The organism is Paenibacillus mucilaginosus 3016, from assembly GCF_000250655.1.
Lineage (GTDB): Bacteria > Bacillota > Bacilli > Paenibacillales > NBRC-103111 > Paenibacillus_G > Paenibacillus_G mucilaginosus.
Genome location: NC_016935.1, coordinates 5,990,694 through 6,004,689 on the forward strand (window position 1 = coordinate 5,990,694; position 13,996 = coordinate 6,004,689).

Sequence of the window (13,996 nt, forward strand, 5' to 3'; positions counted from 1 at the left end):
TAAATGCCGGATCAGTCCCGGCAGGACAGGGAAGCCTGCAGCACGCGCCGCAGACCCCCTTCCTCTCCTGCTTACTTCTTCATTTTGGCGTACAGCTCGTTGATTTCCTTGACGTACTCATCCCCGCCGCTCTTGCGCCACAGTTCGACGGCCGCCTTGAAGCCCGCTTCGTCGATCTGGCCGACGATGAACTTCGTCCGCGCGTCGCTGATCATCGTATCGAGCTGCGGCCCCTTCTGGGAGTACACGTTCGATACCAGCGGCTCAGCCGGGTTCGGTACGATATGCTGCTCGGCTTCCTTCTGCACCTTCGTGATCTTCTGCCGCAGCGGCGTCTGTACGACCTTCAGCGTACGGTCCTCCGGCAGGAAGGTCAGCATCTGGTTCAGGCCTTCCACTTCCCCTTCCAGCTTGGCTGGATCCTTGACCGGCTCAATGCCGCCTTCGACCTTCTTGTAGTGCATGCCTTCGATGCCGTTGCCCGCCAGAATCTGCGCTTTCTCATCGTTCAGCTTATCGAGGAAGGTCAGCGCCTTCTTCAGGTCTTCCTCCGTCTTCGCGCCCGTCTTCGAGATCGCAATGACGCCCGAATAGCCGGAGGTCGGCAGGTTCTTCTTGCCCTTCGGCCCTTCCACGGTGTCCACAATATCCATGAACTGCTTGCTCTTGTCATCCTTGCCCGCTTTCTCCAGCGCCGCATGGATTTTGTCCTCCAGCCGTCCCGCGTTGTCCGTCACATCGACGATCACGCCGGCCTGCCCGTTCACCACGGGATCATTCCACTTCCCGGTATCCATGACCGCGAAGTCGGCGTTGATCAGCTTCTCGTCATAGAGCTTCTTGAAGAATTTCAGGGAATCCATATATTCCGGGAACAGGTGCGCCGGCAGCAGCTGGCCGCTCGCATCCGGGCCCCACTTGTTCGGCACGCCGAACCAGGTCTGCATGATCTCGAACGGCCCCGTGAACTTGGAGATAACCATACCGTACGTGTCGTTCTTGCCGTTCTTGTCCGGGTCCTTGGTTGCAAAGGCTTTCAAGATATTGTAAAAATCGTCGATCGTCTTCGGCTCCTGCAGCCCTACGTTCTCCAGCCAGTCCTTGCGGTACATGATGCCGTTGCGCGCGAGGGCGCGGGTCCGGTAAATCCCGTAATTTTTGCCGTCGATGGAGGAGTTGTTCAGTACGATCGGATTGGCCTTACTGAGATTCGGATAGTCCTTAAGGTACGGCCCGAGCTCCCAGAAGGCGCCGGTGCGTGCCGCATTGATGAACGAAGGCGACTTCGAATCGATGACCATGATCGTCGGCAGCTTGCCGGAGGCGAGCGTGATGTTCAGCTTCTCCGGATAGGAATTGTTCGGCACCCACTCCAGGTGCATCTCCGCATTCAGGTACTTGTTGAGCTCCTGTACGACCGGCGAGTTGTCCTTCGGGAACGTGGTTTTGAACGTCGGCAGCATGATGTTGAGCTTGTACGGCCCGCTGCCCGAGCCGGAGGCAGCCCCGCCTGCGGCCCCCGAAGCGGGAGCAGCCTCCTTGCCGCCGGACGAACACGCTGCGAGTGTTGACAGAGACAGGACGGTAACGAGGAACGAGGCGGTCCATTTGCGCCAGGCTTTGGATGGTGTTTTCATGTGAGATTCTCCCCTTCGGATTGTGATGGAATTCTTTTTTATTTAATGGAACCGATCAGCACGCCCTTGGCAAAATGCTTCTGCAGGAACGGATAGACGCACAGAATCGGGAGGGTCGCAATAACGATAACAGCCATTTTGATCGTCTGCTCCGGCGGTTGGACGAAGTTCGGATCGAGCATTCCCGAGTCACCGATGGACGACTGGGAGAGCATGACGATCTGCCGCAGCATCACCTGCATCGGCCACTTCTCCGGGTCATTGATGTAGAGCAGCGCCTGGAAGAAGCTGTTCCAGTGGCCCACCGCATAGAACAGGGCGAAGGTCGCGAGCACCGGCTTCGAGAGCGGGAGCACGATGCGCCAGAGCACGCCGATTTCAGTGCAGCCGTCGATCCGGGCCGACTCCTCCAGTCCCGGGGGAAGCTGCTCGAAGAAGTTTTTGATGACAATGAGGTTGAATGCCGAGATGGCGCCCGGCAGTGTCAGCGCCCAGAACGAATCGAGCATGCCGAGGCTCTTGATGACCAGGTACGTCGGAATCATCCCTCCGCCGAACAGCATCGAGAAGACGATGAGGTTGAGCACGGTGCTGCGGCCCATCAGCGAACGCTTCGCGAGCGGGTATGCCATGGTTACGGTGAAGAAGAGGTTGACGAGCGTCCCCGACACCGTAATGAAGACCGACACCCCGAGGGATTGGAACAGCGTATCCGACGAGAAAATGTACTGGTACCCTGCCATGGAGAAGGTACTTGGAATCAGGAAGAATGCCCTCTGCGTCAGCTCCGCATCCGATGCGAACGAGCCGGCGATCACATACAGGAACGGAATGACGGTCACCAGCGCGAATACGCCGAGGAACGTGTAATTGAAGATATCGAAGACCGTGCCGCCCAGCGTGCGGTACTGCTTGCCCATAACGATGCGCCTCCTTTTTCTGCAAAGAATAGTCGAGTTCTCCGTGCCCCTAGTAGATCCCCGATTGGCCGAAGCGTTTCGCCAGATAGTTCGAGGAGAGAACGAGCGTGACGCCGATGACGGATTTGAACAGCCCCACCGCCGTACTGTAAGAGAACGCGCCCTGCGTGATCCCCATCATATAAACATAGGTGTCGAACACGTCCGCCACATCGCGGTTCAGCGCATTGCTCATGAGATATATCTGCTCGAACCCGTTGTCGAGAACGTCGCCGAGGCGCAGGATGAGCAGGATGACGATCGTGCTCTGGATCGAAGGCAGCGTAATGTGCCACAGCTGGCGCCAGCGGCTTGCCCCGTCCACGATAGCCGCCTCGTACTGTTCCGCGTCCACGCCGGCCAGTGCGGCCAGGAAGATGATCGTGCCCCAGCCGCATTCCTTCCAGATCGTCTGGAGGATGATCATCGGGCGGAACCAGTCGGGACTCGACAGGAAGTCGATCTTCTGGCCCGTGAATTTCTCGAGGAGCAGGTTGATGATGCCCCCTTCGGTGGTCAGGAAGACGTAGGTGATACTGGCCACGATCACAAGCGACATGAAGTGCGGCACATAGACCAGCGTCTGGATCGCCCTCTTGTAGACGGAGACCCGCACTTCATTGAGCAGCAGCGCCAGCACGATCGGCGCCGGGAAGAAGAAGATCAGGTTGTACAGCGACAGGAGCAGCGTGTTGCGCATGAGCCGGCCGAAGTCCGGATTCGCGAAGAACTGCCGGAAGTGCTCGAACCCGACCCACTCGCTCTCCCAGAAGCCGAGGAACGGCTGGTAGTTTTTGAAGGCCAGCAGCACGCCCCACATCGGCACGTACTTGAATATGAGAAAATACAGCAGTCCGGGCAGCAGCAGCACGTAAAGCCATTTGTCCCTCTGCAGCCGCCGGAGGACGGATCCGTCCGCGGACACCTTTGTTACCGCTTTCGCTTTCTTTTGAACGCCGGTATGCTCCATGGTCTCACTCTCCTTTGGGTTGGGTATGCGTTTGCAATGGGCCTCCGTGCCGTGTGCCGGAACCTGGAACCCGTTTGTTTGTGGATTGATGTCATTTTCCGCGAAAGGCGCGCTGCACCGCAATGAGAGATTTTTGACCGGGCTTGATTTCGGGCGTTCTTCCATCCGTTCCCTCCTTTTTTCACTATTTTGGCGGGTAGGATTATCTTGTGGCAGCCTCCCAAACCGCAGAAGGACGGGCTTCACGCCCGCACTAGCTCTCGCGGCTCATCTCCCGGTAGCGGCTTGGGGTCACCCCTTCGGCCTTCTTGAAGATGCGGTTGAAGTAGCCATGCTGGTAGCCGACCTGCTCGGCGATCTCGTTGATCTTGCGCTCCGATTCGCGCAGCAGCTCCTTGGCCTTCGTGAGCCGGGTCTCCGTCACATAGTCGACGAAGGTCATGCCTGTGACGCTCTTGAACGATCGGCTGAGCGAGAATACGTTCGTACCGCAGTGGTCGGCACAGGAATCCAGCGAAATATCATGCATGTAGCGGGTCTCGATATAGTGGATCGCTTCCTCGATCATCCGCCGGGCGGAGCTTCCGCTGCGGGACTCCATCTCCTTCAGATAAGGGCAGAGGATGCAACGTCGGAACCACCGCTCCACCTGCTCCGGCTCCCGCAGCTCGGCCAGCAGGGCGAACCGGTTGCCGTGTCCGTACACCCGGCCCGGGTGAAGGCCGCTCTGCAGCGTCATATGCTCCAGGGAGCCCAGCAGATTCAGCACGCCCTGCTGGTAATCGCCCTCGGTCTGCGACTGGTCTGTTAACGCTTTCAGGAACAAGGCAAGCGCGGCCTCCGCCTCCTCCGGCTGGCCCTTGCGCAGGGCCTGGAGCAGTTCCTTCTCCTCAGTGAACGGATAAGGCACCCGCTCCGCTCCCTCTGCCCCGTAGACATCCCCGGCGCGGAGAATCTGGTTCTCCTCGCCGAAGCTCCGGTAGCCGAGGAGCCCCTTGGCCTCCTCGAAGAGATCCGGCAGCCCGCGCAGATTCGGCGTGCTCCGGCCGACCGCCGCGGTGACGTTCATCCGCAGGATGCCGGTGACCGCTTCAATGATGTTCTCACAGAGCGGCAGCCACGGCTCCTCCGCGGCCTCCTCCTCCGGCAGGGAGATCAGCAGGCCGACGGTCAGGTCATGGAAGTTCAGGGCATGCGCCTGCGGGAACGACCCGCTCGCCAGCTCTTCGATCATGTTCGCCGCAGCAAAGGTGACGAGCCCCTCGTCCTCGGCGGAGAAACGCCCCTGCGCCTCGAGGCGGGTCATGCCGGTGAGCTGCAGGCAGATCACCGTGAACACGCGGCCCTCCGGCTCCCAGCCGAACGAGCGCAGGCGCTCGGCGAGCTCCTCCTGCGGGTAGGCCGACAGGTGGCCCTGGATCAGCTGCAGCAGGAAGCCTTCCTTGACCTGCGGAAGCTGCTTCTCGAGCCGGTGCTGGAGATCCGCGCTCTCCCGGTGGAGATGCACCCAGCGCTTCTCGAGCTCGGCGAATTCGTCGCCGCCCTCGGGCGCACGCTCACCGCCGAGCAGGCGCACGAGCCGCTCCATCGGCGAGTAGATGCGCCGGGAAGCGAACCAGGCGAGCAGACAGCCGAGCAGCAGGCCCGCCAGCGAGACGCCGATAATCGTCTTCGACACGATGACGACCGGGGCCGTGATCGCGTGGATCGGGGCGGCGGTGACATAGGTCCAGCTCGAGCCGAGCCGGTCAAAGGTGCCGTACGACACGGAGTAGGTGCTGTCGTTCCAGTCAAGCTTGAACGAGGTCTCTCCCTCGGTGCGCTCCAGAACCGCGGTGCGCAGCTTCTCCAGCAGCGGCGACGGCTGCGGACCCGCGTCCGACGAGGCCAGCACCGTGCCGTCCTCCGCGAGGAGGAAGGCTTCGCCCTCCTCGTACGGCGTCAGGGCCTGCAGCTGCTCGACGACGCGGGCCTCGTTCAGCCGGAAGAGCACTACGCCGAAGGGCGTTGTGGAGCCGCCCGGCACCTGATGCACGAGGGCCAGGGAAGGCGCCCTCTCCTTGTGATCCGCATCGCCGAGGCGCGTCCAGTACACCGGGGTGCCCGGCTTCAGCAGCGGCTTCCAGGCCTGCCGCTCCGCCTCCGTCACGAGCAGGTTGAAGTCCGGCGAGAAATGGGCAGGCACCTGTCCTTCGACGAACAGCTCCATGCGGTCCACGAGCGGCAGCGCCCCCTGGGTCAGCAGCAGCGTTTTGTACAGATCCCGGGTGACGGTAAAATTCCGCAGCAGGTCCGTCTGGGCGAGCGTATAATCGAGCTTCGGGTCGAAAGCCAAATGCGAAAGGGACAGCTCCAAATAGGAGAACTGCCCCTGTATGCTTTCCGCCCGCTTCGCGATCTGGTTCTTGTGCAGCTGTACCAGCTCGCTTTCGATCCGGCCGGCGGTGAACCAGTAGATGGCTCCGCCGGTGATCAGTCCGGGAATCGAGGTGATGATCAGTATGAGAATGAGGCTTTTCCGAAAGTGACGACCTTTGGGAAGCATAGTCTCACCGCCTGTCGCAAAGTTGATGGCTCGGGCATCTCTTTTTGCGCTCCGTTATGCTTCGCATAAAGGTCGCTGTCAAAAAGAGATCGCCTCGCTGTAGAGGGTTCCAGATGATGTGCAGCCTGCCATGATCAGGCTGAGTCTAAGTGCAGAGTGGGATGCCGCTTCGCTGCCCCAGGAAGTTCGGAAGGACAGCAGCATGCTTCCTCCTCCTGCTGCGCCTGTACTGCCGCCGGCAAGCTGCTACATACCTGCGCGCAGCAGCTTCCACAGTCCGGCAGCTTGATCTTCCTGCCGGTGCATCCTACGCCTGTGCAGTTACCTCGGCTTGCGAGCCGCTGCGCAGATGCTCCTCCAGCCGGCGCGTCTCGATGCCGGCGAGCATGACGATCCCGATACCATGTGTATCATTGAGCAGCGGCAGCAGCTCATCCTTGTAATACGAGGACGAGAACGAGTAACCGGAGCCGCGGCAGACGCCGTACACGTTCCCCCTGGCGTCGACTGCATAGCGGCTGAGCCCTTCCCAGCCGCGGAAGACCGATTCCGTATACGGCTCCGGCTCATTCAGCCAGCCGAAGCGGACGCCGCGGGCGAACGCATAGACGAACATCGACGTGCAGGAGGATTCCTCGTACGACTGCGAGTTCGTCAGCACCTGATGCCACAGTCCGCGCTCCCCCTGAAGCCTCAGGTAGCCGGCGCTCAGCTCCCGGAAGAATTCGAGCAGGCCGGCGCGCTGCGGGTGGTTCTCCGGCAGGACCGCGAGCAGCTCGGTCAGCGAGAAGAGCACCCAGCCGTTCCCGCGGCCCCAGGGAATGCCGTTCGGCTTGTCGAATTTGAAGTCATACACATGGGACATGATCTGCAGGTCCGGCATGTACATGTACTTCTTGTAGAGCAGGAACTGGCGCGCCGCATCGTCGAGGTACCGGGTATCCTCTGTCAGCCCCGCATAGCGGCACAGGAAAGGCACGCTCATGTACAGATCGTCGCACCACATCGTGTCCTGCATAAAATCCGTGCTGCCGTGCACCCGGAACAGGGCGCCGTCCGGCCTGCGGTCCTGTACCTCTGAGATGTAATGCGCGATCCGGTCCGCCGCCGCCCGGCCTCCGGGCAAGTCCCGGCGGGTCATGGCAAGCAGCATCGTGGCGCCGAAGGAGCCGCAGTCATCGAGAGAGTCGATGGAAATGAGCTGGTGGTTGATGCCCGGCGCGCCGAACTGCGTTTTGTCCCACAGCGCGTAGTCATGCAGAGCCGCGCACTGGCCGATGTGGTCCAGCACGTACTGCTCGATGTCGCCGCGGCCGAGCTCGACACCCGTCTGCAGCAGTCCATAGAGCGTTACGCCGAGCGGATAGTTCCAGCGCCCGAACAGCGGCGTCTCCAGGTAGATGCGGACATGGGTGTCCGGCAGGTCGGCCCGCCAGAAGATGCCGTCTCCGCCATCGTCGAACGGCCGCTGGAGCTGCCCGATCTCCTCCGCCTGCGGCGTCTGACCGGGTGGAAACGGACCGAGATACAGCCACGCCTCGCGCCAGCCCTTCAATCCGCTGCGGCGGCTGGCAGAACCGCTCCCGAGCTTCCGCCGGCGGATCGAGCTCGAAGCCCCATTCGCTCCCCCGCAGGTCGAGCGGACGAGCAGATCATGCTCACCGTAAGGCAGCCGCAGCGTGAGCGCGAACGTGCCGGACGATGCCGCCGAATACACCTCGATGCCGCCGGCGTACAGCGTCAGACCGCCTTCGTGCGTCCCGCTCAGACGGATCTCCTGCGCGGCTCCCCGCCGGCTGCCAATCCGTGTCCACGCCCAGGCCTGGCTCCCCGCCTGCTCGCCGAAGAGGCGCCCGAACACGCCTGCGGTCCGCTCGCTCTCCGTCCAGGCCTGCTGCGGCTGCCAGACGATCTCTCCGGCTTCCGCAGCCGGGATATCCCACGCCTCCGATCCCGGGAGCGCTTTCAAGTCTTCGCCGAATGGACAGCTGTATACCCAGCCCTCCTGGCCTGCCCGGTCTTCCAGCGGCACGAGGAAGTGCAGCGGCGCCCCCTTGATCGAACCGGTGCCGAACTTCCCACCGCAGCCGGTCGCCGTCTTCGTGAACCGCAGCACGATGTGATTCCAGCCGGGAACGACCTTGGCCCGGAACCAGCAGCGGCGGTCCGGAAAGACGTCGTCATTCAGGTTGGAAGCAAAAGCCTGCACGCCGTTCACATACACGCGCGCCGGCGAGAAGCACGAGAGACTGAGCGGGATCTCCATCTCCTTCTCGCTCCACAGCTTGGACCAGCAGTACACGAACTGCCCTTCGCGGAGGTCCTCGAGCTTCTTGTCCAGGTCCATCACATAACGGTAGTCTTCCTCCCGCACGAAAGCTTCCCTGCTGAACAGCCGGTAGACCGGCCCCACCTTGCCGTGCTCCCCCATGTAGCGGCCCGCGATGGCCTTCAATACTTCTTCCACGTCTGAACCTACCTTGGCATACGCCGATTGCTCTTCCGGAAAATAACGCATGACCGGACATCCTCCTCCTTAGATCAACACGCAGTCCTCCCCCGGAGGACTGCGTACCGTTTGTTTGGACTTATTCGTCTAAGTTATGCCGCGTTTTCCCTTCTGCCTTCCCCTGCGGTATGCGCCTCTGGAGCTGTCCCTCTCCTTGCAAGCTGCGGAACAGTCTGTACCGGCCGCGGCGGACTAGGATAAACGGCTTCACCGTCCCATAGGGACGGTGCGCGTTTCGTAGACATAGCAGATGACCGAAGCGAGCCGGCTTTTCGAGAGAATGGGCCCCGCCCTCCCTATTTCAGATACACCATCAGCGGCATCAGCTGGAGCTCCTTCAGCCCCTCCGCCACCAGGCCCGCAATCTTCGCCGCGCCGCGCTCGTGGAAGTGCGTGTTGTCCTCCGCCCCGTCCGGCAGCGAGGCATATTCGCCCGGTGCCGCCCAGAGGAAGACCGACTTCGTCGCTTCCGGGCCGAGCTCTTCGAACAGCCGGCGGCTCTTCTCGGCGAGATCAATCAGCGGAACCCCTTCCGCTTCCGCCAGCTCCCTGACGGCCGTCAAGTATTCCTTGTGCGTGTCGATCAAAGTCCCGTCTTCGGCAAAATAGCGGCGGTGCACCGAAGTGACGAGAACCGGATGCGCCTCCCGCTCTCTTGCCGCGTCGATGTAGACCTTCAGCCATTCCTTATACGTTGTCGCCGGGTCCGTATGCCGCTCGGCATCCGTCTTCTGGTCGTTGTGGCCGAATTGGATCAGCAGGTAATCGTGGGGCTTCATCGCTTCGAGAACCGGTGCAAAGCGCCCTTCGTCATGGAAGCTCTTCGAGCTGCGGCCCGACTTGGCATAGTTGGCGACCGCCACCCCCGGTTTGAAATACGCGGGAAGCATCATCCCCCACCCGGCGTAAGGGAAGTTGTCCTCCGCTTCGTCCGTAACCGTCGAGTCCCCGACAAGGAACACCGTCGTCGTACTTGGGGACGGTGTGATCACGAGGGCGTTGATTCTCGGCGCGGAGCCGGAGAATGTCAGCCGCAGCCGGCCGTCCGGCACATGCACGGCGAAATTGCGCCTCGTGAACTGGCCCTCTTCGGTGCGGACCTTGTGCAGCACGGGCCGGTTGCAGGCCTTCACGGTCGTCTCCGTCGGGGCGATCGCATCGCCGATCGTCAGGGCGACGTCATAGATGCCGTTCGGCACATCGGCGACGAACGTTGCTCCGAGCGGGATGCAGAAGCCTCCCCGCAGGGCATCCGGCTCCCCCCGCTCCCGGGAGGCGACCCGGGAGAGATCCGTAAAGCCGTACCCCAGCTCCTCACGGTAGAGGCTCTCGTGGGTAATCTTCGTGTACCCCGGCTCGGGAACACCCGAGCCGAAGTCGAACTGATACAGCGCAGGCATTCGGCATTCTCCTCCTTCAGGTATGGCCGTGAAGCCGGTTCTACCAGTCCTGACGGGCCAGCAGCGAAGCGAGGAACGTCAGTGCGAGACCCTGGCCCCAGCCCTGCAGGCGCTTGTAAGGCACTTCGCGGTAGCCCTGCGCATCGTTCATGACGGCCGTGCCGGCCGACACGCCGTATACGCTGCCGTCTTCGCCGATGCGGCCGAGAATGCCGTCGATCGACTTGTTCACGTATTTGTTGTACAGGCGTCCCTTCGACAGCAGCGCTGCCGCGATGCCGGCCGAACCGGAGGTCTCGGTGTAGGATTCCGGATCGGTCAGCACCGTATGCCAGAGGCCGTCTTCCGCCTGCAGCCGTACGAGAGCGCTGAGCTGGTCGCGGAGCGAGCCTTCGATGATCATGAAGGACGGGTGCTGCACCGGAATGATCTCGAGCGCCCGGGCCATCGTGATCGCCGCCCAGGAGTTGCCGCGTGCCCAGTAGATGCCGGACATATGGCTCTGCTGGATGTGGTCCCACCCGTGGTAGTACAGGTTCGTCTTCGGGTCCTGCAGGAAGTTCTCGTGGCCGTGGTACTGCTTGATGCCGTCCTCGAGGTAATCCTGGCGTCCGAGCAGTCCCCCGATGCGGACCAGGAAGTAGCCGGCCATGAACATCGTGTCAACCCAGGCCTGCTGCGGGAAGTTGTAGGTCTCGGAGTTGACCGTGTGCTGGAAGATTCCGTCGGCGAAGCGCACCGCTTCGTGGGTCAGGTATTCCGCCATCTCGGTCGCCACCTGGAGGTAGCGCTCTTCCCCGGTGTATTTGTAGAGGGACAGCAGGGAATGTCCGATGGATACGGCGTTGACCGAGAGCTTCGGCAGGCCGTCGTCGAGCTGCTCGTCGACCCACGTTTTGAGCAGCTCCATGTATTTTTTCTCCCCAGTGGCTTCATAGGCTTCGGTCACACCGTAGAAGGCTACGCCGCCCGGCCAATCCCAGTTGAAATCCATCTGGAACGTGCGTTCAACGACAGCATCGATGACCTTTCGGATGTGGGCTTCTTCGAACTTGAGTGGGGGCATTTCGTCTCTCTCTCCTTTGACTATCTCTGTACACATCGTATATTCAACTACTCTCTGATTCACTTATCGGGCACTGCCGCGGGCCGCACGGCTTACTTCAGACCGCTGGTGGAGATCCCTTCCACAATGTACTTCTGGAAGACGAAGAACACGATGACGATCGGCAGCAGCGACAGCGTCGCCATGGCGAACATCCCGCCCCAGTTGTTGATCGATTCGGCATCAAGGAACAGCTTGAGCGCCAGCGATACCGGGTAGAGCTCCGGACGGTTCAGGTACAGCAGCGGGTTGATGAAGTCGTCCCATCTCCAGTAGAAGGAGAAGATGGTCGAGGTCACGAGAGCCGGTACGATCAGAGGCACCACGACTTTGAAAAAGATGCCGTACTTGCTGCAGCCGTCCATCTTCGCCGCCTCGTCGAGCTCCGGCGGAATCGTGCGGATGAACTGCATGATGAGGAAGATGAAGAACGGCGTCGCGAAGAAGTTCGGTACGATCAGCGGCTTGAACGAAGACAGCCAGCCGAGCTTGGCGAACATGACATACTGCGGGATGACCGTGACGTCATGCGGGAGCATCATCGTCATCATGACGCAGGCGAACCAGAAGTTCTTGAACTTGAAGTTAATCCGGGCGAACCCGTAGGCCACAAGCGCCGACGAAGCGACCGCGCCGATCGTCGAGAAAATGACGATAATGAACGAGTTTTTGAAAAAGGTGCCGAACGTCGTGCCGGCAAAGCCTTTCCAGCCGCTGGCATAGTTCGAGAAGTCGAGCGTACTTGGAATCAGGCTGTAGGCGTTCGCAAAGATCTCATCGTTGGGCTTCAGCGACGAGCTCGCCAGCCACAGGATCGGATAGATCATCGCCAGGGCCAGGCCCCCGACGATCAGATGGTATAGAAACGGCTTCAATCGTTTGAAGCTCAGGGCTTGGGAGCTGCTCTTGGGTTTTGCCATCGGCTTGGCGCCGTTCATGCTCATGGCCATGTTATTTGTCCCCTTTCGCTTCGTAGTGGACCCAGTACTTCGAGGTCTGGAAAATCAGCAGCGTAATCAGGCCGACGATGATCAGCATGACCCACGCCATGGCCGAAGCATAGCCCATCTCGAAGAATTGGAACGCCCGGCGGTACAGGTAGAGCGAGTACAGCAGCGTGTTGTCCAGCGGACCGCCCTCGCCGCGGGAGATGATGTAGGCCGGCGTGAACGTCATGAAGGCGGCGATCGTCTGCATGATCAGGTTGAACAGGATGATCGGCGAGAGCAGCGGAAGCGTGATCTTAAAGAACCGGTGAATCGCGTTTGCTCCGTCCACGCTGGCCGCTTCATACATGGAAGCCGGAATGTTCTTGAGGCCGGCCAGGAAGATCAGCATCGAAGAGCCGAACTGCCAGACCGACAGGGCGATCAGGGTCCACAGCGCGCTGTCCGGCGAACCGATCCAGGAGGTATTGCTCTCGATGCCGATGAGGCCGAGCGCCGAGTTGAAGAGGCCCTTGTCACCGAAGATCTGCGTCCACATGATCGAGACAGCCACGCTGCCGCCGATGAGCGACGGAAGGTAGTAGGCGGAGCGGTACGCCCCGATCCCCCTGGCGACTGTGTTCAGCATCATCGCCACCGCAAGCGCGAAGGCCAGACGCAGCGGCACGGAAGCGAATACATAAGTCATCGTGACCTGAAGCGACTTGATCAGCTTGTCGTCATTGGTGAACATGTTCTCATAGTTCTGCAGCCCGACCCAGCGGGGCGCTTCCAGCAGGTTGTACTCCGTGAACGAATAGTAGAGCGACGAGACGATGGGGAACATCGTGAAGATCAGGAACCCCAGGATGAACGGCGCGGTGAACACATATCCGATCACATTTTCGTTTTCACGTAAAGAAACGGCTTTCATGATCTCAACCCCTAGCATAAGGTGTGGGTGTGCAGCGAACGGATGCTGCCTTACTGCCAAACAACAGAAAATCTTCCTTGCGAGCGCTCATTGTCGTCCTCTGTCGTTTCTGTAAACGCGCATCGCCCGGGTGGGGCGATGCCGTTTATCTTATGTCTTTATGATAAAAGAATCGGGACACGTTCAGAAGGCAAAAAACCGCTCTCTTTGTTTAAAAACCCGACATTCGGGTGAAGGCGTCATGCCGGCCCTCCGCTGCCAATAGAGTAGTAGTACCCCACTCCATCAGAAAGCGGTGCTGCCCATGCAACCCCATGCCTTCTACGCCGCGGCCCCCCAGCCGCCCATCGGCGCGCTTGTACGGCACACGGTGCCCGGACGGGTCGAAGTCACCGGCGAAGCCTCCGTATCCGCCGAGCCCGACCGGGCTGTAATCGTGCTTGGCGCCGTAACCGAGAACGCCTCGCTTTCCGAGGCACAGGCCGCGAATACGGAAGCGGTCAACCGGATCATCGCCGCCCTGACGGCCCTCCCCCTGCCGCGGGAGGCGATCGCCACCGCAGATTACCGGATCGAGATGCAATATGTATACGAGGACGGCAAGCAGCGCTTTACCGGCTACCGTGTCACTCACCTGCTCCAGATCACGCTGGACGAACCGTCACGCGCCGGTACGGTCGTCGATACTGCCGTGGCCAGCGGGGCCAACACCGTCACGAGCGTTTCGTTCCGGCTCGCACGGCCGCAGCCGTATTACCACGCCGCCCTGTCCGCCGCCGTGCAGGAGGCGCAGCGTAAAGCGGGCACGGTGGCCCGTACGCTCGGCGTGAGGCTCAGCCCGCAGCCGCAGCTCGTAGAGGAGCTGAGCCTCGTGCCCGAGCCGATCCCTTACCAGACGGCGATGCTGGCGGACAGCAAGGTGACGCCGCTGCAGCCCGGCACCCTGCAGGTGACGGCGTCGGTGAAGGTGGTATATGCTTATTCGTGAGTAGACTTCGAGAGGAGGGCTGA

General features: G+C 61.1%; 11 protein-coding genes. 1 reads left to right on the plus strand and 10 read right to left on the minus strand.

Annotated features, from left to right (window positions below):
- Window positions 1–71: 71 nt before the first annotated feature.
- The 10 genes from PM3016_RS24420 to PM3016_RS24460 all read right to left on the minus strand — a co-directional run bounded on the left by PM3016_RS24420 (window position 72) and on the right by PM3016_RS24460 (window position 12,985).
- On the minus strand, window positions 72–1,637 hold the full coding sequence (locus PM3016_RS24420) for an extracellular solute-binding protein (RefSeq protein ID WP_013919305.1): 1,566 nt from the start codon (window positions 1,635–1,637) through the stop codon (window positions 72–74).
- 38 nt (window positions 1,638–1,675) lie between these two features.
- The gene (locus tag PM3016_RS24425) at window positions 1,676–2,557 is read right to left on the minus strand and encodes a carbohydrate ABC transporter permease (protein ID WP_013919306.1); all 882 of its coding nucleotides are present in this window, start codon (window positions 2,555–2,557) and stop codon (window positions 1,676–1,678) included.
- A 49-nt stretch (window positions 2,558–2,606) separates the two neighbouring features.
- Window positions 2,607–3,566, minus strand: coding sequence for an ABC transporter permease (locus tag PM3016_RS24430; RefSeq protein WP_013919307.1), 960 nt, complete (start codon window positions 3,564–3,566; stop codon window positions 2,607–2,609).
- Between the two features lie 253 nt (window positions 3,567–3,819).
- Window positions 3,820–6,111 carry a helix-turn-helix domain-containing protein gene (locus PM3016_RS24435; RefSeq protein WP_014371344.1) on the minus strand — a complete coding sequence of 764 codons (2,292 nt, stop codon included), beginning with the start codon at window positions 6,109–6,111 and terminating at the stop codon, window positions 3,820–3,822.
- 78 nt (window positions 6,112–6,189) lie between these two features.
- Window positions 6,190–6,315 carry a hypothetical protein gene (locus PM3016_RS40900; RefSeq protein WP_274379987.1) on the minus strand — a complete coding sequence of 42 codons (126 nt, stop codon included), beginning with the start codon at window positions 6,313–6,315 and terminating at the stop codon, window positions 6,190–6,192.
- A 103-nt stretch (window positions 6,316–6,418) separates the two neighbouring features.
- Window positions 6,419–8,629, minus strand: coding sequence for a glycoside hydrolase family 88/105 protein (locus PM3016_RS24440; RefSeq protein ID WP_014371345.1), 2,211 nt, complete (start codon window positions 8,627–8,629; stop codon window positions 6,419–6,421).
- A gap of 287 nt (window positions 8,630–8,916) precedes the next feature.
- Window positions 8,917–10,020 carry a rhamnogalacturonan acetylesterase gene (locus PM3016_RS24445; RefSeq protein ID WP_014371346.1) on the minus strand — a complete coding sequence of 368 codons (1,104 nt, stop codon included), beginning with the start codon at window positions 10,018–10,020 and terminating at the stop codon, window positions 8,917–8,919.
- A 40-nt stretch (window positions 10,021–10,060) separates the two neighbouring features.
- On the minus strand, window positions 10,061–11,086 hold the full coding sequence (locus PM3016_RS24450; protein WP_014371347.1) for a glycoside hydrolase family 88/105 protein: 1,026 nt from the start codon (window positions 11,084–11,086) through the stop codon (window positions 10,061–10,063).
- A gap of 92 nt (window positions 11,087–11,178) precedes the next feature.
- Window positions 11,179–12,045, minus strand: a complete 867-nt coding sequence (locus PM3016_RS24455; RefSeq protein ID WP_164923412.1) for a carbohydrate ABC transporter permease — start codon at window positions 12,043–12,045, stop codon at window positions 11,179–11,181.
- 31 nt (window positions 12,046–12,076) lie between these two features.
- Window positions 12,077–12,985 (minus strand): carbohydrate ABC transporter permease, encoded by a 909-nt coding sequence (locus PM3016_RS24460; protein WP_013919316.1) that lies wholly within the window; start codon window positions 12,983–12,985, stop codon window positions 12,077–12,079.
- 304 nt (window positions 12,986–13,289) lie between these two features.
- Here PM3016_RS24460 and PM3016_RS24465 point away from each other — a divergent pair, with 304 nt between their 5' ends.
- Window positions 13,290–13,973, plus strand: coding sequence for an SIMPL domain-containing protein (locus tag PM3016_RS24465; RefSeq protein ID WP_014371348.1), 684 nt, complete (start codon window positions 13,290–13,292; stop codon window positions 13,971–13,973).
- Window positions 13,974–13,996: the final 23 nt, after the last annotated feature.

Bases quoted from the DNA above. Each gene is read 5' to 3' on its own strand.
- PM3016_RS24420 (WP_013919305.1), bottom strand. From the start codon at position 1,637: ATGAAAACACCATCCAAAGCCTGGCGCAAATGGACCGCCTCGTTCCTC.
- PM3016_RS24425 (WP_013919306.1), bottom strand. From the start codon at position 2,557: ATGGGCAAGCAGTACCGCACGCTGGGCGGCACGGTCTTCGATATCTTC.
- PM3016_RS24430 (WP_013919307.1), bottom strand. From the start codon at position 3,566: ATGGAGCATACCGGCGTTCAAAAGAAAGCGAAAGCGGTAACAAAGGTG.
- PM3016_RS24435 (WP_014371344.1), bottom strand. From the start codon at position 6,111: ATGCTTCCCAAAGGTCGTCACTTTCGGAAAAGCCTCATTCTCATACTG.
- PM3016_RS40900 (WP_274379987.1), bottom strand. From the start codon at position 6,315: ATGCTGCTGTCCTTCCGAACTTCCTGGGGCAGCGAAGCGGCATCCCAC.
- PM3016_RS24440 (WP_014371345.1), bottom strand. From the start codon at position 8,629: ATGCGTTATTTTCCGGAAGAGCAATCGGCGTATGCCAAGGTAGGTTCA.
- PM3016_RS24445 (WP_014371346.1), bottom strand. From the start codon at position 10,020: ATGCCTGCGCTGTATCAGTTCGACTTCGGCTCGGGTGTTCCCGAGCCG.
- PM3016_RS24450 (WP_014371347.1), bottom strand. From the start codon at position 11,086: ATGCCCCCACTCAAGTTCGAAGAAGCCCACATCCGAAAGGTCATCGAT.
- PM3016_RS24455 (WP_164923412.1), bottom strand. From the start codon at position 12,045: ATGGCAAAACCCAAGAGCAGCTCCCAAGCCCTGAGCTTCAAACGATTG.
- PM3016_RS24460 (WP_013919316.1), bottom strand. From the start codon at position 12,985: ATGAAAGCCGTTTCTTTACGTGAAAACGAAAATGTGATCGGATATGTG.
- PM3016_RS24465 (WP_014371348.1), top strand. From the start codon at position 13,290: ATGCAACCCCATGCCTTCTACGCCGCGGCCCCCCAGCCGCCCATCGGC.